The organism is Psychroserpens algicola (assembly GCF_014526325.1).
GTDB lineage: Bacteria > Bacteroidota > Bacteroidia > Flavobacteriales > Flavobacteriaceae > Psychroserpens > Psychroserpens algicola.
Window position 1 is genome coordinate 149,967 of record NZ_JACNMJ010000006.1, and the last position, 21,181, is coordinate 171,147.

20 protein-coding genes are annotated in these 21,181 nt (G+C 35.1%); 5 read left to right on the forward strand and 15 right to left on the reverse strand.

Annotation, left to right across the window (positions count from 1 at the left end; genetic code table 11):
• From H7350_RS13105 to H7350_RS13115, 3 genes are read right to left on the reverse strand one after another with little or no spacing between them, the layout of a single operon-like run.
• Window positions 1-1,080: a mannose-1-phosphate guanylyltransferase gene (locus H7350_RS13105; protein ID WP_204346370.1), complete on the reverse strand. Its 1,080-nt coding sequence runs from the start codon at window positions 1,078-1,080 to the stop codon at window positions 1-3.
• Complete coding sequence (locus H7350_RS13110) at window positions 1,073-1,681, reverse strand: SprT-like domain-containing protein (protein ID WP_204346371.1); 609 nt, start codon at window positions 1,679-1,681, stop codon at window positions 1,073-1,075. Before H7350_RS13110 ends, H7350_RS13105 begins: the two co-directional genes overlap by 8 nt.
• Window positions 1,682-1,688: 7 nt before the next feature.
• Window positions 1,689-5,720: an FG-GAP-like repeat-containing protein gene (locus H7350_RS13115; protein ID WP_204346372.1), complete on the reverse strand. Its 4,032-nt coding sequence runs from the start codon at window positions 5,718-5,720 to the stop codon at window positions 1,689-1,691.
• A 143-nt stretch (window positions 5,721-5,863) separates the two neighbouring features.
• On the opposite strand from H7350_RS13115, the gene H7350_RS13120 reads away from it, so the two are divergent.
• Window positions 5,864-6,391, forward strand: coding sequence for a CIA30 family protein (locus H7350_RS13120; RefSeq protein WP_235989349.1), 528 nt, complete (start codon window positions 5,864-5,866; stop codon window positions 6,389-6,391).
• 3 nt (window positions 6,392-6,394) lie between these two features.
• Here H7350_RS13120 and H7350_RS13125 read toward each other — a convergent pair whose 3' ends face one another.
• A complete protein-coding gene (locus H7350_RS13125) occupies window positions 6,395-7,375 on the reverse strand; it encodes a PLP-dependent cysteine synthase family protein (protein WP_204346373.1) in 981 nt (326 codons plus the stop codon).
• 285 nt (window positions 7,376-7,660) lie between these two features.
• On the reverse strand, window positions 7,661-8,899 hold the full coding sequence (locus H7350_RS13130; protein WP_204346374.1) for an ABC transporter permease: 1,239 nt from the start codon (window positions 8,897-8,899) through the stop codon (window positions 7,661-7,663).
• Between the two features lie 10 nt (window positions 8,900-8,909).
• On the opposite strand from H7350_RS13130, the gene H7350_RS13135 reads away from it, so the two are divergent.
• The 3 genes from H7350_RS13135 (at window position 8,910) to H7350_RS13145 (ending at window position 11,063) form a co-directional block, all read left to right on the forward strand.
• On the forward strand, window positions 8,910-10,184 hold the full coding sequence (locus H7350_RS13135) for an exo-beta-N-acetylmuramidase NamZ family protein (protein WP_204346375.1): 1,275 nt from the start codon (window positions 8,910-8,912) through the stop codon (window positions 10,182-10,184).
• A 15-nt stretch (window positions 10,185-10,199) separates the two neighbouring features.
• Window positions 10,200-10,559, forward strand: coding sequence for a hypothetical protein (locus H7350_RS13140; RefSeq protein ID WP_204346376.1), 360 nt, complete (start codon window positions 10,200-10,202; stop codon window positions 10,557-10,559).
• A gap of 78 nt (window positions 10,560-10,637) precedes the next feature.
• On the forward strand, window positions 10,638-11,063 hold the full coding sequence (locus H7350_RS13145; RefSeq protein WP_204346377.1) for a hypothetical protein: 426 nt from the start codon (window positions 10,638-10,640) through the stop codon (window positions 11,061-11,063).
• Here the strand turns inward: H7350_RS13145 and H7350_RS13150 are convergent.
• The 6 genes from H7350_RS13150 to H7350_RS13175 all read right to left on the reverse strand — a co-directional run bounded on the left by H7350_RS13150 (window position 11,047) and on the right by H7350_RS13175 (window position 15,665).
• Window positions 11,047-11,409, reverse strand: coding sequence for a hypothetical protein (locus H7350_RS13150; RefSeq protein ID WP_204346378.1), 363 nt, complete (start codon window positions 11,407-11,409; stop codon window positions 11,047-11,049). The two genes, H7350_RS13145 and H7350_RS13150, sit on opposite strands and share 17 nt — an antisense overlap.
• Window positions 11,410-11,600: 191 nt before the next feature.
• Entirely contained in the window at window positions 11,601-12,251 is a 651-nt protein-coding gene (locus tag H7350_RS13155; protein ID WP_204346379.1) for a hypothetical protein, read from the reverse strand.
• Window positions 12,252-12,548: 297 nt separating this feature from the next.
• Window positions 12,549-13,418, reverse strand: a complete 870-nt coding sequence (locus H7350_RS13160) for a glycerophosphodiester phosphodiesterase family protein (protein WP_235989350.1) — start codon at window positions 13,416-13,418, stop codon at window positions 12,549-12,551.
• Window positions 13,418-14,257, reverse strand: coding sequence for a sterol desaturase family protein (locus H7350_RS13165; RefSeq protein ID WP_204346380.1), 840 nt, complete (start codon window positions 14,255-14,257; stop codon window positions 13,418-13,420). The genes H7350_RS13160 and H7350_RS13165 overlap by 1 nt, the downstream gene beginning before the upstream one ends.
• 11 nt (window positions 14,258-14,268) lie before the next feature.
• Window positions 14,269-15,162 carry a hypothetical protein gene (locus H7350_RS13170; RefSeq protein ID WP_204346381.1) on the reverse strand — a complete coding sequence of 298 codons (894 nt, stop codon included), beginning with the start codon at window positions 15,160-15,162 and terminating at the stop codon, window positions 14,269-14,271.
• Between the two features lie 8 nt (window positions 15,163-15,170).
• Complete coding sequence (locus tag H7350_RS13175) at window positions 15,171-15,665, reverse strand: YkgJ family cysteine cluster protein (RefSeq protein WP_204346382.1); 495 nt, start codon at window positions 15,663-15,665, stop codon at window positions 15,171-15,173.
• A 20-nt stretch (window positions 15,666-15,685) separates the two neighbouring features.
• Between H7350_RS13175 and H7350_RS13180 the strand changes: the two genes are divergently transcribed.
• Window positions 15,686-16,384, forward strand: a complete 699-nt coding sequence (locus H7350_RS13180) for a class I SAM-dependent methyltransferase (protein ID WP_204346383.1) — start codon at window positions 15,686-15,688, stop codon at window positions 16,382-16,384.
• Here the strand turns inward: H7350_RS13180 and H7350_RS13185 are convergent.
• From H7350_RS13185 to H7350_RS13200, 4 genes are all read right to left on the reverse strand, one after another.
• Window positions 16,381-17,106, reverse strand: coding sequence for a hypothetical protein (locus H7350_RS13185; protein WP_204346384.1), 726 nt, complete (start codon window positions 17,104-17,106; stop codon window positions 16,381-16,383). The genes H7350_RS13180 and H7350_RS13185 overlap by 4 nt on opposite strands.
• 40 nt (window positions 17,107-17,146) lie before the next feature.
• On the reverse strand, window positions 17,147-18,766 hold the full coding sequence (locus H7350_RS13190; RefSeq protein WP_204346385.1) for an amidohydrolase: 1,620 nt from the start codon (window positions 18,764-18,766) through the stop codon (window positions 17,147-17,149).
• Between the two features lie 128 nt (window positions 18,767-18,894).
• On the reverse strand, window positions 18,895-20,607 hold the full coding sequence (locus H7350_RS13195; RefSeq protein WP_204346386.1) for a TonB-dependent receptor: 1,713 nt from the start codon (window positions 20,605-20,607) through the stop codon (window positions 18,895-18,897).
• Between the two features lie 24 nt (window positions 20,608-20,631).
• On the reverse strand, window positions 20,632-21,171 hold the full coding sequence (locus H7350_RS13200; RefSeq protein WP_204346387.1) for a T9SS type B sorting domain-containing protein: 540 nt from the start codon (window positions 21,169-21,171) through the stop codon (window positions 20,632-20,634).
• Between the last annotated feature and the right edge of the window lie 10 nt (window positions 21,172-21,181).

Here is a 21,181-nt window from a genome sequence, read left to right on the forward strand (position 1 = left end):
CTATCCGTATTGTTCTCCAAACTTGTCTTTAACTTTTTGAAGTACTTTTTTAATATCTTGTTCTTTTGCCTTCGGAAAGATAAGCAAAACTTCGTCTTTATCAACAATAATATAGTCTTCTAGACCATCAACAACAACTACTTTTTCTGCCTTGGTTCTAATCATATTTCCTGAAGCATCTTCAGTAAGTGTCTGTGCATTAACAACGGCATTCCCACTATCATCTTTGTCAAGCTTATCGTATAAACTTCCCCAAGTACCAAGGTCATTCCAATCGAAAGTGGCTGGTATTACATACACATTTTTAGACTGCTCCATGATGGCATAATCAACTGATATGTTTTCAGCTTTACCGTAATTATCTCTGATAAAATCGTCTTCAAAATCTGTATTGTAGGCGTCATACCCAGAATCAAACAAGCTATACAATTCGGGTTGGTTTGCTTTAAATGCTTCTACAACACTTTTTACGCTCCACATAAAAATGCCTGCATTCCACAGAAAATTACCTTGAGATATAAACTCTTTTGCCGTTTTATAATCGGGTTTTTCTCTAAACTGGCTCACCTTCTTAATAGCGTCCTGAGAAGCTTTATCATATTCAATATAACCATAACCTGTATTAGGAAATGTTGGTGTAATCCCTAAGGTCATCAAGGCGTCATTTTGAGCACAAAAATTAAAAGCTTCTTCAACGTTATTTGTAAATGCATTTTCGTCTTCAATCCAGTGATCACTAGGCGCAACAATCATTACGGCATCTTTATTTTCTTTCTGTATTTTCAGTGCAGCATATAATATACAAGGTGCCGTATTTCTCATAGCCGGTTCTAATACAACCTGGCGCTTAGTAACTTCTGGCAATTGTTCTAACACTAAGTCATTATAACGTTCATTCGTTAAAATAAATATATTTTCCTTAGGAATTAACTTTGACAGTCTACTAAATGTTTTCTGTATCAAGGTATCTCCCGTTCCTAACATATCATGAAACTGTTTTGGAAAATCACCTGTACTTACAGGCCAAAATCTTGAACCTACTCCACCTGCCATTAATATGGCGTAATAATTTTTATTCATTATAAGTATTTAATAATTCAACCTCTGCATTGGAATTAAAAAGATACACACGTCCAGTTTTAATCTCAGTACATTCATAACGTATGCGTCGTTTATTTCCTTTTTTAAATGTTCGTCCGTTATACATTTTAAAAACGCTATGCAAAGGTACTTCAAATATATAGGTTTTATTGTTTGGAGCGTCAAATTGCTTTAATGCATAGGCGAGTGGAACATCTGTGTCGCTGGAAGCTCTAGGATTCTTAAAATGCTTTGCTAATAATGGCAATAGATCTAAAGGAAATATGTCTGGATTTAAAAATGGCAACATTAAATGCTGAAACGTGCGTTTCCATTCTATGCCGTGAGGCTTGATACTTTTTCCAAATTTATTATAAGCCTCAAAATGAGCTATTTCATGAATAAGTGTGATTAAAAACCTGTACGTATTCAGATTAGCATTAATTGTAATTTGATGTTTTCCATTAGGCATACGTTTATAATCACCATGCCTGGTTTTACGTTCACTTTTAACTTTAACCACTAAATTATCATGGCTTAAAAGCTCAGAAACTCTAGAAACTGCATGAATTGGTATATACTTTTGAAGTGCCTCTTGCATAACAAATCTAATCCTTAATAACCAGTAATTTTGAAGTACTGTTGATGGTCAAAAAATAGAGTCCTGCTGAAGTACTTTCAGGAATTGTTAACTGGGTTAAGCTTCCAAATTCATTAAATTCTTTTTTTAGCACACTAACTTGTCGCCCTCTAATATCATACATCGCGAAAGTGTCATCTTGCGAAGTATTAGTAATAAAAACCGTACCATTTGTCACAGGGTTAGGATAAATAATTTGCTCAGTATTGACTACGATTTCATTATTTCCATTAAAAAAAGGCACGGCAAAATCAAAGGCGTCATTACCTACCTTTTCACCAATAAACCGACCAGGAATATCATCTGCTGGTGGATGAATTCCACCCCAAATTCTAGATAAACTGGTTTGATCTGACGCATCTCTATAAGTTGCCCATTGTAATTTCACATCTACTGAAGGTCCTTCTTCAAAAACCAGAAACTCATTTTGCTTTGCCGTAAACTCTCCTAATCCTCCAGGAAAGAATGGACTCCCAGTAATTTGTGTTAATACTTCTGAAGCCGCTCGCGAATACGTTGAATGTCCTGAGACATAACCCGCAAAAGGTGGCGTTACAAAAGTTGGTCGTTGATAAGGCCACCAGTTTTCAGCTAAAATCCAACCAACACCAGCCATATCAGTCGATTCATCATCAATATAATCTGGTCCTCTCCAGGTGTATAATTTTATTTTTCCGACGTTTGAATTATCATCACCTCTCAGAGGATCTGCAGGTCCTACAACCTCAACATATCCGTCAAGTAGTGGAATTCCGCCAACATTGTAATTGTCTTGAGTCTGATCACTACTTTGCCCTAATAATGCCATGTGTCGTATCGCTGAAATTGGTCTTACATAATCATACCAGCCTTTGATGCTCCATGAAGAAATTGCCGAATCATGCATGGCGCCTCCTAAGATAAAATATGATTTCACATCCCATTCTAAGTCACTCAAAATTTCTCCTTCGCCTTCAAATCTTTTTTCAAATTGCGGATGTTCATTAACGTAATTTAAGATTGTAAACCAATGTCCTGGAGGTGTTTCAGAATCTGGACCATCAGCCCAAAATTCGGCTAAAACCCTTGTATAATCTCCTCTTGGCACTAATTGTGACTGATAAGGTTCGCCTGTTATCGGGTTGATACTATGACCTTCTCCAATATCGCCACCTTCAATAATATTATAAAAATTAGGGTAATCTGTATAATTGGTAGGAAAGCTTGAAATATCAGTATTACCAATCGCTGCAGGAGAAATATCCCAAATGACATTATCTGCTGGATCAAGGTGTGAACCCCAAATCGAAACCATTGAAAATCCTAACTTGTATGCATCACTAGAATCATCATTGGCAGTTGTATTTAAATATGGAGGATCGCCTGGATCATTATAAACTCTATAGGTCCCTTCTTCACGTTGGTAAGTATTACTGACATCAACAGACATCGCAAATGGAAGTACATTTCCCCATTCTGGACTTAAAAACTCGATAACGGTTCCTTCGATTAAATTTCCACTTTGGTCAATAAATGTATCTAAACTTAACGATTGCCATCGGTTAGGATCATTCATTGGTATTGTCGTAGGAACTGATGGACCTAATGGCGAATTTACAGTCGTATAATAGGCATTATTAAAAAGGTCTAATTCTCTTGAGCCATCACCATTTCCGTAACTAATTAGTGTTTGAGCTACAAAATTTCCGAGTGCAGCTGCATTTCCAAATTCATATAAGGTAGAGGTATTTTCGATATCATAACCTAATTGATTCATCACCAAATCGAACAATTCTTGAGATGTTTCTGCATTGGGTGAATTTTGAAATCTATAACTCAGCAAACGATACATCGCATGACTTATCGCTTTATTCTGGGAGTCTTCAAGGGATTCAGCTGGAACAAAATCCTGCAAGGTTGTTGTGAAATTATTGACTGTATTACCAATTAGATAAGGTTGAGCTTCATCATCATAAATCGCCCAGATATCGTACATAGCAACACTGGTATGAAACAAATTTCTGGCATGCACTGTCGGTCTTGCAAAATCGTTTCTAATGGCTTCCAATAGTAATTCATTCCATAACCTGGCAATAGATACATCATCAGGAATATCAGCAGCAGATAAGGTGATTGTAATTGCTTGTTCTTCGCTAAAACAGTCTCCATTGTGTTCTCTAACGCGTAAACTTCCTGTTTCGGTAATTCCCCATTTAATGGTAACTGTATCTGTATTTTGACCATTAACAATTTCGCCACCTGAAACAATCCAATTAGCTTCAGAGTCTGCGGAAATGGGATAATTATAGGTTTCAATTCTAAAAAAGCCTGACGTTAGCGGACCTGAAATTTCATTAGATTCCAAATAACTACATGAACCATCATCTATAGTTGCCTCTGGATTATATGCACATGAAAATGGATCTAAGCATCCATAAATTTTCTGACTAGGAATTATATCTAAAACCTCAACACCTTCACCTTCTACAGCTCTAATTGTGACATCTGCTTCTATATTTTGAAACGTCTCTACAATACCTGAAGGCCATTTAATTTCGAGCTCTTGAATTTGTAAATCCTGGTCTAAACCAAAATGGACAGCTTGCAAACTTTGAGATAAAAACCCTACACCTGTATAATAGCGTTTTAGTACACCTGAATCTGTCGTTAACGTAACTGTTGTACCTATAGCATCGCGATTAGACACTGTTCCCTGAAGTATAATCTTAAACCAGTGTAAACTGTTGTCTTCATCAAAATTGAGCAATTTGTTTTCATATAAAAATGATTGCTGGTCGGCATTGGTAATATATATATCTAAATCTCCATCATTATCATAATCCCAATCAACAGCCTCAACACTCACTGTAAGTGCATTGAAACTTAATACTTCGGAAATATCTTCAAATCCAGACATGCCTTCTGAAGTTAAATTTTTATAATAGACATTTGTTTCTGTGCTTCGGTTTTCAAATTCAAAGCCATTGACAATAATTAAATCTTCATCACGATCGAGATCGAAGTCTGCAAATCGTGTTCCCCAAGCCCAGCCTGTTTCCGTGATATTATTACTAGCTGTTGCATCGGTAAAATTATTAGTACCATCATTAACCAGTAAGGCATTTTCATCAATACCTGTAATAAATATGTCAAAATCACCATCAAGATTAAAATCCCCAAAGGTAATGCCCATATCATCTAACATATTATCCAAGCCAAAATTTGCTGCTTGCTCGGAGAAGGTCATACCGTTTTGGTTAATGAATAAGCTGTTAGGCTCGTTAAAATCGTTAGACACATATAAATCCATCCAGCCATCGCCATTGATATCAAAAGGCACTGCAGTATAACTCGCTAAACCTTGAGTATCCTGCATATTTGTTGCTACTGTAGTATTGGTAAATGTCCCATTACCATTATTTAAATAGAGTGAATTAGTGTCACAGGCATCCCAATCGGACACATAGATATCGAGGAGCCCGTCATTATTATAATCAAACCAAGTGGCACCTGTATGCCTACATTGGCTTTCAGCTTCTAGTCCTGCCCCTTCAGTAACCTCTGTAAATATGCCATTTTGATTGATGAAAAGTTGCAACTTTTCGGAATGGGTAAATAAAATATCAGGAAATCCATCATTATTATAATCTCCCCAAGACACGCCATGTTTAAAGCCTTTGAGTCCAAAAAAATCTTCAGACAGACTATTAAAGGGTAAAAGGTTGGTAAGACCAACGGCTTCGGTTACATCGGTAAATGTTCCGTTATTATTATTTCTAAACAATCTGCTTTTGGTGCGTTCGTCATCATCTTGATCTTGAGCTAAGGCTACCACAAAAATATCGAGGTCGAGATCGTTGTCATAGTCGGCAACCGCAACACCATTATTATTTTCAAGTATCCCTAAACCAGAAGACACCTGTACTTGTTCAAAAATTTGAGCATTGGCAGTTTGTACTATACTTAAGAGTAATACAGCAACTATGAAGAATGTACGATGGAATGGTAATCGTTTATTCACGTTTACAATTTTTGATAAAGATAAGGAATCAAGGTCATATTAAACACTGAAATATTGAATGAACCAACAGTTGATTCTATAGATAAACAACTAAGTATGCTTAAATCCTTAAATCGCTTCGTATCTTTACAAAAAGCCATGTTATGAGAGCTTCAGTATTCATTTTACTACTATTAACCATGAACACCTTCACCCTTTTTGATTTTACCACATCCAGTAGTACTGAAGATTGGCGTATAATAGACGACGTGGTTATGGGTGGTCGCTCTAATGGGAGTTTTGAAATTAGCAAAGAAGGTCATGGGACATTTAGTGGATATGTATCTCTGGAAAACAATGGTGGTTTCTCCTCACTACGTTATAACTTTAAAACTAAGGACGTCTCGAGTTATTCTAAAGTCAAGCTTCGTATTAAAGGTGATGGCAAGACTTACCAATTTAGGGTAAAGCAATCTTCTCAAGATTATGCGTCTTACATTTATGAATTTGAGACCTCTAGTGATTGGATGACTATTGAAATCCCTTTTGAAGTGATGAATCCTGCATTTAGAGGGCAACGTTTGCGTATGCCCAATTTTAAAGGAGAACAAATGGAAGAAATTGGTTTCTTGATTGGAAATAAAAAAGAGCAATCGTTTGAATTGCTCATAGATAAGATTGAATTGGAATAGGTTTTAATCGATATAGCCCATTTCACGCATCCAATCGTTGTTGAACATCTTTCCAACATAGCGACTTCCATGATCGTGAAATAAGACCACAACAACATCATCTTTTGTAAAATGCTCTTTGAGTTGTAAGACACCTTTAATAGCCGCTCCAGCACTATTCCCTAAGAACATCCCTTCTTCTTTGGCCAGTAACTGTGTATAAACTGCAGCATCTTTATCGGTAACTTTTGTAAATCCGTCAATAATTGAAAAATCTACATTTTCGGGTAAGATATCTTCACCAATCCCTTCGGTGACGTATGGATAAATTTCATTTTCATCAAACACACCAGTCTCGTGATATTTTTTAAAGACACTACCGTAAGTATCAATGCCCCAAACCTTAATATTTGGATTTTGTTCTTTGAGGTATTTTCCAACACCAGAAATGGTTCCTCCAGTACCAACACCAACTACAAAATGTGTGATTTTACCATCCGTTTGTTTCCAGATTTCTGGACCTGTACTTTCGTAATGCGCTTTGGCGTTACTCGGATTATCATATTGATTCACATACCATGAGTTTGGTGTTTCTTCTCCCAAACGTTTTGATACAGAATAGTAGCTACGCGGATCGGTAGGCTCTACATCGGTAGGACATACTACAACCTCAGCACCAACAGCACGAAGTATATCCATCTTTTCTTTAGATTGCTTATCGCTAATTACAAAAATACATTTGTATCCTTTTACAATAGCAGCTAATGCCAGTCCCATTCCTGTATTACCAGAAGTTCCTTCAATAATGGTACCTCCAGGTTTTAGGCGTCCGTCGGCTTCAGCATCTTCAATCATTTTCAGTGCCATACGGTCTTTTACCGAGTTACCCGGATTAAAAGTTTCGTATTTAGATAATACTAAACATGGTAATTCTTCTGTGAGTTTATTGAGTTTAACTAAAGGTGTATTACCGATGGTTTCTAATATGTTCTTTGCGTAATCCATTGTATTTATTTTGTGTCTCACCGACGTCAATACGTTGGTGAATTTGGATGCAAAAATAGACAAAAGTGAAGAGTTAAAAACATAATGCCTTTATTTTTATGTTAAGACCTTTTGAAATTGAACTGACAGCGATTCTACCTGTTTTAAAATCACGTTAAAAATTAAAGTGTAGTCGTGTTGGCTCGCGTTAAGGATGGTAGCGGCATCCTCTAACAGTTTTGTTAGAGATATAGCGGACAGCCTGACCGATACGATGCAGTTTTGCTCGTATTGGTAACGCCCAAATTATTCGAATCGAATGGCTTTTACCGGAGAAATTTTTGTGATGATTACCGAAGGGATAAGCAACATGAGGAAACATGCGATAAAGGTACCTAGGTTAAGAAGTATAATGTAATCTAATGCAATATGTACGGGAATGACAGATACGTAATATTGTTCTGGATCCGGGAATTTTAAAATACCCAATTGTTGCTGTAAAAAGAGTAAACTGAGTCCGATGAGATTGCCCCAAAACAGTCCTAAACCAATAAGATAAGTTGCATTATAAAGAAATACTTTTCTGATACTCCAGTTGCTACTTCCTAAGGCTTTTAAAATTCCTATCATTTGTGTACGTTCGAGAATTAGCACCAGTAAAGCTGTAATCATATTGATACCAGCAACTATGATCATAATAGCAATGATACCGTAAGTATTGTTATCAAAAATTTTAATCCATTCGAAGGTTGTCGAAAATTTTTCCTCAATGGTTTGTGTATCTAAAAAAGAGGGTGTTTTACTTCTAATTTGCTGTTCTTTTTCGATAAGCTGCGTGAAATCGTTAAGATAGACTTCAAAGTTTCCGACCTGAGTAGATGACCATTTATTCATGCGTTGAATATGGCTTAAATCACCAATCATAAAATTTTTATCGATTTCCTGAAATCCTGAATTAAAAATTCCAACAATTTTAAAATTTCGTTGAAAAGGAAGGTCTTCAATATTTTCTTTCCCAAAAACGGTTTGAAAGTTATCTCCCAATTTAAAATTTAAGCGGTTTGCCAAATAACTAGAAATCACGACATCATTACTCAATTCACCTTTATAGCTAGGTAATTCGCCTTCTACCAAAAACTCTTTGACGTAATTCCAGTCATAATCAGCTCCAACACCTTTAAGGACGATGCCTTCAAAATCGGTTTCTGTTCTAATGACACCAAATTTGGTTGCTACAGCCTGAATATGTTTTATACCATCGACTGAATTGAAGTTTGGGTAAAAGTTTTGGTCCGTTGAAATAGGATCAAGAGATTCGTTAGAGGCATTGGTATCAAAGTTGGTGATTGTGATATGACCGTTAAAGGCGACTACCTTTTCGCGTACTTTTTTTTGAAGTCCGAGACCCGTCGCAATAGCAATAAGCATAACAATAACACCAATAGCTATTGCCGCAATACCAATTTTTATTATTGGTGCCGAAACACTACTTTTATACGCTTTACTACCAATAATGCGTTTAGCTATAAAAAACTCGTAATTCAAAATTTAAAATATGCGTTTATCGATGTTCAAAAATAGGGTTTTCCCAATAATTATAGTGCTTGTTTTGGTTCTGATTTCCTGTGGAAGTAAATCTAAGGAAGATTCTGCTCGCAATACTGAGATTGAGAAACAAGTTGAGGATGACGATTCAACTAAATCTGATTCTAAAATTATTGTTGGTGCTAATCGAACAGATCTGTATTTACCGTTACTCAGCGGAAAACGCATAGGCATTGTTGCCAATCAAACCAGTGTCATCTTTACTGATAACACAGAAAACGGGATGACTAATTATACACATTTGGTGGATTCGTTAGTAAGTTTGAACGTCAACATCAATAAAGTATTTGCGCCAGAACATGGCTTTAGAGGTAAAGCAGATGCTGGTGAACTGGTTAAAGACGGAACAGATACCAAAACAGGCTTACCAATTGTGTCTCTCTACGGAAAAAATAAAAAACCATCTTCTGAGCAATTAGCCGATTTGGATATGGTTATATTTGATATTCAAGATGTAGGTGCCCGTTTTTACACTTATATTTCGAGTTTACATTATGTGATGGAAGCTTGTGCTGAAGCTAAGATTCCTGTTCTTATATTAGACAGACCTAATCCTAATGGTCGTTATATTGACGGACCAATTTTAGAGCCTGAGTATAAAAGTTTTGTAGGCATGCATCCTATTCCTGTGGTACATGGAATGACTATAGGCGAATATGCTAAAATGATTAACGGTGAAAACTGGTTAGCAAATCAAATTAAATGTGATCTCACTGTTATTGAAATGCAAAACTACTCCCATAATAACTTTTATAGCTTACCCATTAAACCTTCTCCTAATCTACCTAATGACCAGGCTATTAATTTGTATCCGAGTTTATGTTTTTTTGAAGGTACTAATGTCAATGCAGGACGAGGGACTTCAAAGCAGTTTCAGATTTATGGGAGTCCGTATCTTGACAAAACCGTATATACGTTTAAATATATTCCGTCACCAAATGAAGGTTCAAAATACCCCAAGCATGACGGAACATTATGCTATGGCGAAGACTTGAGTGAGCATGCAACCATGACCGCATTAGATTTGAGTTATGTGATTCGAGCCTATGAAAACTCAATCGACAAAAAGGTGTTTTTCACAGACTTTTTCACTACTCTGGCTGGTACTAAAACACTACAAAAACAAATTGAATCTGGAGTTTCGGAAAGTGATATACGACAGAGCTGGGCTGAAGGTCTCAAAACATTTCAAAAGACCAGAAAAGCGTATTTGATCTATAACTAGTTTGAATTATATCCTATGAAAATCATAGTCATATTCATTATAGTATTCAGTTCATTAGCTATAGGATATCAAATTTACAGGTATAATGACATAAAAAAAGATGCATCAGTATTTGATGAACACTGGCAGAAGTTTTTAAAAGCAGATGTCTTAAATGATATTGAAGGTATCAAGTTTTATGGTGATAAACTTATATGGAACAGACATATTGAGACCGAACACTTACATAGAATGAATCGTGTGGTAACTTCGAGATTAGAAAAACATCAAGAACTTAAAAAATTATCTAATGCTATTTTTAATAAAAACAGACACTTGGAAAGACCTCTTCCAGTTTCTGGAAACAATGGTGGGAGACGCAAATTTGATAATTAAAGAATAGGATTTATATTACTTGAAAAAGACAATCATTTGGAAGAGAAGCACAGATTTATTGCGTCAATAAGTCGCTCAATGAAAACACTATTACAAGGTCGTGTTGAATTTGTGGAGCGTACAGACAATTGGTCTATGGAAGTTGACGTCAAATGGACAAAGCGATGGTTCACCACTAGTGTGACATCAAGACAACTCCATTTAAAATCAGATTTTGAATCATGCGCATTAACTCAAGCCCATGTTTTAAGTTTTATTTCGAGATCTGATACCTTTAATTTTTCAGGTAAGAAAAGCGCCTACTCAGAACTACTCTTAGAATCTGTTGAAACACAGTGCTTGATGGATAGTAAAAATGCATCGATAAAACTTGAGGGAAAGTGTTTAATTTTTAAAGGCTCTGTTAGAAAAAAGGATATTAACAGTTTATCTAATATCTTCAAATTAATTGAAATGCTTCAAAACAACATAGATAGCTTAGACTCTACTACTTCTCGTTCTTAGCAATTAAATCTTCCTCTTCTACAGTTAACAGTATGTCATTATCACGAAGTACTTTTATAACAAAAACAATACGAATAGGAGCCTGAACTGCAACAAATACATGCTTTCCTTTGCTCAAAGTATTTAAAGGTATTTTGATGGCTTTTTTATTGACAGTCAAATCCACTTCTCGCTTGTAATCCATACTTACTGAATAGACTTTATTGATTAGCGATTGGCTATTTAGAATAAGAGTGTCTTTGGTCGTATTTAACTTATGGATTAAGCCTTTGGCTCGAACATTGACATTTTTTTCGAGTTTAGCGAAGTCATTTTGTGCTTGTGCCGAATGGTTTAATGTGGTCATTAAACAAAGAAAGATTACAATACTTAATAGTCTCATGTATAAACGTTGGTTAACGTCAACAATATTTTGAACTAATAGCTTTTGTAATCCCGAACCTTAAAACTAATTTCTTTTTTGGTTAGGAAGCAAAAAAATCCATGAACGGTAAATAAAACCGAAGTATGAACTTTTTCTTATGATTTACAATAATATTAGTCGTTATAAGGTTTGCCGTTAGGTCTCAAGTGTGTGCGTCTGTATTCTGCTCTGGTTTGAACTTTAGAGCGATCTGGTTCAGATAGGTTATAACTCATTGACATAGACTCTTCGATGCTATCATATTCTTCATCTCTTCCTCTTGTACCCATACTTAAGTTAGGTGTATCAAAATCTAAGTCTTTATCTTTAACGTCAGCCAAAGCGACGTCTGTATCCAGTTTAACATCACTTAGCTCATTTGATGCCACATCACTATCGTATGCAGGCTCATAATCAAACGGCAATAAGCGATCTATTTGAAAAACAATAATCTTATCAGCTTGATAAAACATGACTGTATATTTTCCAAGGGGTAAGTCTTCTAGAGAAATTTTAGCACGTTTGACAGCTGGTTTAAAATCGAAAACTCGTTCTGTAGTTTTATTTAAAAAACGCACTTTTTTAAATAAAAACTTACTATCTAAGAGTAATGAATCTTGCTTGTTGGATAGATTATGATCCAGATCAAATGCTAATGGATTTACATTTTTTCTAATGGTTGTATAGATTTCTTCTTGAGCAAAACTATTGCTGCTCATAAGTAGAAATAATACTATAACGCATAGGCGATTTATTGGCACGCCAAGGATAGTTAACTTGTTCATGATTGGGGTCATTTAAAGATTAAACTAAAAATATTTCCAACCCTTTTTGAGGGAACTTGGATTAATTTATTTGATGTATTCTAATTGATTAAATTATTAAGCGGTAATCATTACAATACAAGACAAAGTTAAGTGAGGTTATGACCAAAATCTAAGTTGTTAGCCGAAAGCAAAAAAAGATACGATGAATTGAAAATTAGTGTATAAAAAACAGATAAAATACATAAAAAGAAGAAAATAAAGCAAAAACAAAAAATCGTAAATCCTTAAAAATGAACACTTAAACGATTTTTTATTTTACTTTTTTAATGATTTGACCTGAATTACTTTATTTGGGAAATCTGATATAATTCCGTCAACATTTAAGTCGATCATCAGGTTAATATCACCTACAGTATTGATCGTCCATGGAATAATTTTATAGCCTTGATTTTGATATTTTGAAACCGTTTCCTGGGTTAATAATTTATAATACGGACTAATAATTTCGGGTTTAAAAGTGAGCTGCTCCAATTTAGCAGCAATAGATTCATTTTCATCGACCAGCAATGCTATTTGAATGGCTTCATTTTTCACCTTAGTTGCTTTTAGTGCTCGGACATCAAAAGATTGAATAGTGGATTGGTTTACAACATTTTTCTTTTGGATAACATCTAAAACCAGATCTACAAAGCGATTAAGTTGTGGCGTATAAATCCCATCATATTCGGGTTTGCTTTTAATTTCAATATTATAAAACAGTTTATTCGGAAGATGAGTTTCTGCCAAATCGATAACTTCAGAAAGTAAAGGTTTATGGAGTTTTTTATGTTTTTGAAAAGGAAATTGAGAATTGATTTTTGTTCCACAGTCATACAATTTTATACTATCATACGTCATTGTATAGATGTTGAATGCTGTTTCGTTTGTTTTGATAATCTCATTTCCGTAGACATCTAAAGCAATCTTATGATTCATAAACGGTTCATGAGATACAACGACCTGATGATCTTTAGAGATAACGACATCTAGTTCTAGTGTAGTAACACCAAGGTCTATTGCCTTTTGGAAACCTAGTAATGAATTTTCAGGATACAAACCTCTATAGCCTCTGTGTCCCTGAATATCTAATGTATTTTCAGCCTTACAGCTCATTAGAACGACACATAAAATCCAAATGAAACGCATTACTCTGAGAGTTTTATATTGGTCGGTTTTCGGTATTTATGAAAAGGTTGTTTAAGAAGCTCCCCTATTTTACCGTTAGCTTCTTCATCAGGAAATGTATCAACACCATAAATAATATCATCTCTATCTAAAGTCATGAATGTTCCAAAGAGACGATCCCAGATAGAGAAGATATTTCCGTAGTTAGAATCGGTATAAGGTAACATATAATGATGATGAACTTTGTGCATATCTGGTGACACCAACACAAAGCTTAGCGCTTTATCGACGCGTTTAGGCAATCTGATATTGGCATGACTAAATTGCGTAGCGATTAACGACATAGATTGATATAACATGACAATACCTATTGGAGCACCAATAATAAATACGCCAAACAGTGTAAACACAAAACGGATAACACTTTCTAAAGGGTGATGTCTGTTGGCTGTAGTAGTGTCAACATTATGATCGGTATGATGCACTAAATGTACCATCCAGAGAGGTTTGACTTTATGTTCAACATAGTGAGCCAGATAAGCACCAATAAAGTCGAGCAGTAAGACACCTAACAATACATAAGCCCAAGTAGGTAAATTAGGAATCCAGTTAATGATTCCAAACTGATTGGTTATGACCCATTTTGATGTTCCAACCAACATAAAAGCCAATCCGAAATTAACTACAATAGTAGTCGCCGTAAAAAAAAGATTAGGAAAGGCATGTTTCCATTTTTTATATTTAAAATTATATAAAGGCAACGTCCCTTCGAGAAGCCAAAATAAAGTAATCCCACCTACCAGAATTAAACTTCTGTGGAGAGATGGTATAGTTTCAAAGTAATTAATAATTGTATCCAATAGGTGTAGGGTTAATTAGTAATGATATCTTTAGCTTTCTTCAAATTTAATAAAGAAACTTTACTTCGCCATATGCTGGCACTTTTTTCGTCTTTAAGATCGCGGTGAGCTGTTAGATATAAAAAGGCGACCATTGCTTCGTTAGATTGGTCGATTTCTGTTGGTTCTATTCGATTTAACTGCCGTAATACTTTTCTTGGTCTATTTAATACCAGATCTTGGTATATGCTTAACAATTCAAGCTTTTGAGCGAGACCATTTTTATTATCTAAATTTTCAGCACTTAAAAATTGATTAGCCTCCTGCAGATACAGGCTGGACAATTCGATGACTTCAGAGCGTACATCTTTATTGAGATAAATAGCAGCGTCTATATATTTTGATGCTAAATAAAAGGAGGTATTAAAATTTTTATCATTAAAATAGTTCAGTAATTCTCCTTTTAAAAAGGCCGTATTGATATAGTATTTTCTGATGTGAGCCGATAGATTTAAAAATTCGTCGTACACAGGTTTGGTATTAACGATATTACCATTGATATCCATAATTTTTATGGAGTCGTCATTAAACTTATTAATGTAAGTCGCTTTTCGTTTGCCGTCTATGTCTTCGAATAATTTGGCATAATCAGATTCACTGACTATCACTGGTACAAAATGATTCCAAATCCACGTGTTGAGATAATCCGCCTCAAAAAGATTTTCAACCAAAACTTTACGACCACTGGCATCTTCAACTAAAACCGGATAAGGATAAGTAGTTGCCTCTTCCCAAACCATAAGCACCATTTTGTCTTGTATTAAAGCCAAACGCTGTGCAGCATCTAATGAAGTTAACCATTCTTGAGACTTACATATTTGAGATGCAAAACCTACCAAACATAAAACGAGTAGTACTTTTTTCATAAGGCTATTTACATTTTTAATCTGCGTTTCATTTCTTCAACAATGTTATATGCAGCGGGACAAATGGCTACATTTTTTAATGTTAGATTTGAAATTTGTTGAAATTTCTTTCTATCAGTGTGTGGAAATTCGCGACATGCTTTGGGTCTAACCTCATAGATAGAACAGTAGTTATCTGCGCCTAGAAAAGTACATGGCACCGATTGTAAAACATAATCATTGTCTTCATCTACTCGTAAATACGTATCAATAAACTGCTGTTGCTTCATTTTAAAATGTTTAGCAATGCGCTCAATATCTTTAGCGGTAAAAAACGGTCCTGTTGTTTTACAGCAATTAGCACATTCTAAACAATCGGTATGTTGAAATTCATCGTCATGAAGTTCCTGCATGAGATAGTCCAATTGCTTCGGCGGCTTTTTTTTAAGCTTTGTAAAGAATGTTTTATTTTCCTTATGCTTATCTTTGGCGAGCTTTGGAAGATTATTGATGATGTCTTGCATGGTTCAAAAATAACACTTTTATGAAAGACCTTTTCGGAAAAGCCTTACTCGATTTTTATCACAATAATTATACCGAAGACCTTATAACATCTACAAACATTTCCGGAGACGATGTGCTACCACTTCCCTATTTATTCAGGAGTTATTCGGAAATGCCCAAACTCGAACAAAAAGCCTTACAATTAGCAAAGGGTAAAGTACTTGATGTTGGTTGTGGTTCTGGAAGTCATAGTCTTTATTTACAAGATAAAGGCATGGATATAAAAGCTATTGATATTTCTGAAGGTGCTATTGAGGTCGCAAAGCTACGCGGTATTGTACAAGCTGAATTAAAAGATATTCTAAATGAAACGGAAACCTTTGACACTATTATATTACTGATGAATGGCACAGGAATTTTTCAAGAGTTATCACAAGTACCGCACTATCTCAAGCATATAAAATCTTTATTACGTCCTAATGGTCAAATTTTGGTAGATTCTTCTGATATACAATACATGTATGAGGATGAGGATGGCGGACTCTGGATTGACACAAACGCCAATTACTATGGTGAGCTGGATTACTTTCTGAGTTACAAAGGTGAAGATGAAGCGCCTATGAAATGGTTATATCTTGACTTTGAGCGTTTACATCTGGCTTGTAATACTGTTGGTTTACAATGTGATAAAGTCATAGATGGAGAGCACCATGACTACTTAGCCAAAATTTACATTTAGTGTTCTACACGAATAAAGTGGTAGCCTTCACATTCAAATTCGTTGTTTGAATTAAAAATAAAGTCATAAAAAATACCACCAAATTTATATTCATTGTTTTCGATACCAACATTATAGCAGCCATCAAATTCTAATATCTTTATAACCTGATTGGAAGGAAATAAAAGTACTTCCTTTTCATCAAGATTGTAATAATCCAAATCCAAAAGTACCTGTGTTGAAATTTCCCCTTCAGTTACTTCAAACCTATAGGTAACATGCGTGGTTTCATCTTTTAATTTCCAATCTCCCAAAACATAACGTTTAGCTTCTTCAGGAGACTTAAAGCAAACTCCGTTTTTGACCTGTTGCACCTTTTCATAAGCTATTAAAGCGTCATCTTTCACCTCATCAAGCATAGATTTCCCATATTTAACAGATAACAACTGCTTCATTTTATCACTATAGCATTTATCATCAGGCATGACAATATCGCCTTTATGGATAAGGCTTATATTATAGTTTTCAGTAAGGTAAGCACTGTAAAACTGATTAAAATCATTGTCATTTGTACTAGACATCATCATTCCAAAAGTATAAACCTGATAGCGTCCATCATTAAAGTCTTCAATTGCTTTTTGAGTCCCTGTTTCACAATTAATTACTGATTTTACTACTTTGACGTCTTGTGCAGATGCCAAAGCTGTAAAACACATGCATATGATTATTAAAAGATGTTTCATATGATCATTAACACAAAAAGTGTTCCATATTGCTAATGAATTAGTTTTGCTGTTCACCATTGACAAAGGTCTGTTGGACTTTAATGTTCGGGATTTCAGTTTCATTTACGGTCATGATATCTTTATCTAAAACAATGAAATCAGCAAATTTATCAACCTCAATACTTCCTTTTTCATGTTCTTCAAAATTGGAATAGGCTGCCCAAATCGTCATTCCTTTTAAGGTCTCTTCTCTAGTTAATCCGTTTTCTTTTTGGAATCCACCTTCAGGAAATTGCTCTAAATCTTGTCGTGCAACAGCTGCGTAAAAGGTTAAAAACGGACTCACACGCTCTACAGGGAAATCGGTACCTAAAGCTACCTTTCCGTAGGCATTCAACAATTGTTTGTAAGCATAAGCACCTTTAACACGTTCACTACCTAATCGATCTTCAGCCCAGTACATATCACTTGTAGCATGGGTTGGCTGAATGGATGGTAATACATTTTTATACAGGTCAAAATCCTCTGGAGACACGACTTGTGCATGCTCTACTCTCCAGCGTCGATTAGATTTTCCTTCCAGTACTTTATTGTAAGTTTGTAAAACCGCATGATTTGCAGAATCGCCTATAGCATGTGTATTCATTTGATACTCTGAATTGGCAATTCGCTCTGCATTTTTATTAAAAGTTTCTAAGTCAGTAACCATTAATCCGAAATGGTCTGGTTTATCGCTGTAAGGTGCTCGTAACATTGCTCCTCTTGAGCCCAAAGCGCCATCTGCATAAAATTTAAATGAACGTACATTTAATCTGTCGGTTTTAATAATGCCTTTGTTTAAGTAATAATCCACATTTTGTTCAGTTCCAGAAGCCATAGCATACACGCGCATTTTTAAATCTCCAGTAGTATGTAGACTATCTATCATTTCAATTGTATACTGATCTAGTCCAGCATCATCAACGGTTGTTAACCCGAAATCAAAACAGAGGTCTTGCGCAACTAATAAAGCTTCTACTAAATCTTCTCTTGTATATCCTGGCCATTGTTTCCACACGAAATCTGCGGCATTATCAACTAAAACTCCCGTAAGTTCTCCATTTTCTATCACTACTTCTCCTCCATCAACTTTACTATTAACAGTGATACCTCCAAGATCTAAAGCCGCTTGATTGCATAACGTAGCATGACCATCAATTCGTGTTAATGCAACAGGTGTATTAGGAAATAAATTATCTAGCAATTTTTTATTCGGAAACGCTTTGTCTTCCCAGTCATTTTGATCCCAACCTCTTCCTACGATATAGTCTTGTTGCTTTTCATTTTGAAAATCTAAAACACGTTTTACGACGTCTTCAAAACTTTTCGTTCCAACCAAATCTACATCTTGTTGGTCTAGACCTAATCCTAAAAAATGACAATGTGCATCGATAAATCCAGGAACAATTGTTTTGCCTTCAACATCAATAATGGTATCTGAGGTATATTTTGATGTCATCTCATCTGTAGAACCTACAGCCACAAATTTTCCATTGGAAATAGCAAAGGCCTCTGCTTTAGCAAAATCGTCATTTACAGTATAAACATTAGCATTAATAATGATAGAATCTACATGTTTCTGTTCTTGAGAACAGGACACAATAAATGCTAAAGACAGGAGAATAATTAGTTTTTTCATGGATATGGTTTTAGGATCATAAAAATACAAAAAGCATTCAACCTTTTTGATTGAATGCTTTTACTATTCTATTATCTATAACATACCAATAATGAGATCCTGAAACAAGTTCAGGATGACAAGAAGAATTAAAAATCAAACTGATAGGTCGCTCCTGCCAAAAACTGAATTCCCTGAACCGGATAATTCAGCCAACGCTGGTAATCCTGATTGGCTATATTATTTACCTTAGCAAATGCCGACAACTGGTCATTAATTTTATAACCTACATGTGCATTAGCATCAAAATAGCTATCTAAAGTAACTCTAGTAGTTACTGGCAAAGTTAATGTACCTAAACCAGTTACAAGTCTATCTTTACGCTCTCCTACATAAAATAAATTTGCTCCTGCAAACCAATGTTCATCAATTTGATAATCTAAAAACACAGAGCCTTTGATATCTGGTAAATTCCATGCTTCAGCTTGTTCATCGGTATCATATGTAAAATATTCACCCTTGAGTCCGAGTTTAAAATTACGGTTTACATCAATATTTAACTCACCTGCAATTGAAAATGTTGACACATCGTCATATACCACACCAAATGAATTTCCGTATTGATAATTCTCACGATCTACATTTAAATCCGGATTTATATTAAACAATGGTTTATTTTTTTCAGAGCGGTAATGACCACTTACATTATAACTCACACTGTTAGACAACTTTCCTTTGACACCTAATGCCACATTATACGTCTGATCGGTTGGTGCTATAAAAAATGTTGGTGAAACAAATGGGTTCTCCTGAGCAAAATCGTAATATGAATTTTGAAGCAGACCACCTTCAATACTACCATAAGCAATCATTAACTCGTCAACCAAACGATAACTTGCTGAAATATTTGGGTAGATAAAAAAGTCACTTTCGCTGGTTTCCGAATCACTGAGATAAGCTACTTTCAAACCAAGGTTAACCGTTAAATCATCCTGTTTCATTTGGTAGCTAGGTGCTACTGTAAGGTTAAAATTTCCGTAGTCATAAGCGTCCTCTACAAAATACAAACGGTCAAATGATCCTCCAAGATAATCAAAGGTTACTTCAGCATTTATCGACTCTCCTTGTACCGGAATATCAAAACCCGTTTTTAAAATAAAGCGGTTTTCACCTGAGTCGAGGTCGTCACCAAAACGTCTGTATAAAACGCTTCCTTTATTGATAATTGCATCTTCAAAATTAATTTGTCCGCCAAATTGAGCTGTATAAAACGAATGGTCTACATCAAAGGTTGGCATACTCTGGTCTGGAACTCCATACCAGTTAAAGGTTTGAAGTTGAAATCCGCCTTCAACCTTCCAAGAATAATCGCTTAGCTTTTGACTGTAATGTGCATTGAGACCGGTTTCAGAAAAATTATTATCGAAATTAATACCTTCAATATCTCCTGCTGAAGAGTGATGACTAAAGTAACCACCAACACGTTCGTTATTACTCAACTCATGATTGAGATAGACTTCACCTAAAATTGTAGTGTAGGTTCCCACACCTAAAGACGCATAATTATCAAATAATTTAACAGGTTTCTCTTTATCAACTGTTGCGGCTTTTCCTTTTGCTGGTGTAAATGTCGATGCTACCGGAATTGAAAAAATATTGTATTTAATCACTTTTTTCTTAGCCGTTGTAGAATCATTTAAACTCGGTGTTTCTTTGATTTTAAATGCATCGGAAATTTTTGGTGTATATGGTTTTACCACATTTACGGTACCTGCATCTAAAGAGTCTTTATTACGTTCTTGCGCACTGAGGACAGTAACACTACCCAAAATTAATGAAAGAATTAAAATTTGTTTAAACATAGTTATTGTTTTGATATGATGATATTAATTTGGAGGAAATGCTATAATTGGATCAAATTCACTTCCTAGATTACAACCAACAAAGCTCGGCTCAGGATCTGCCCAAGTATATACACAAAAGCTTCCTGATTTTCTGAATGTTTCTTCGTTCTCGATGACAATCTTGTATTTATAGGTCCCATTTGGAATGCTTACAGCCCCATTATTTTCATCTTGAGGATATCCTGGAAACCTATTCAAATCTTCAGCATAATTAGTCGATTCATAAATTTGTTCATTATCAGAATTGTATATAGTAACCGTATGGTTTGGATATAAAGTAATGTTCTTTATCGCAAACATATCATTAAACCCATCTCCATTTTGCGTGACAATGGTGTAAACTTCAATATCACCAGCTGACTGATCTAAATTATCTATGTTCGCACCAAAAACTGGTTCTGTAGAACAGCAGCCTTCATAGATATCCTGAACCTCTTGTGTTTTGTCATCATCTTTATTGCATGACAATATCATTATTGAGATACAAATGAAACTTAGGAATATATTTGGTGTTCTAATCATCTTCAATGGT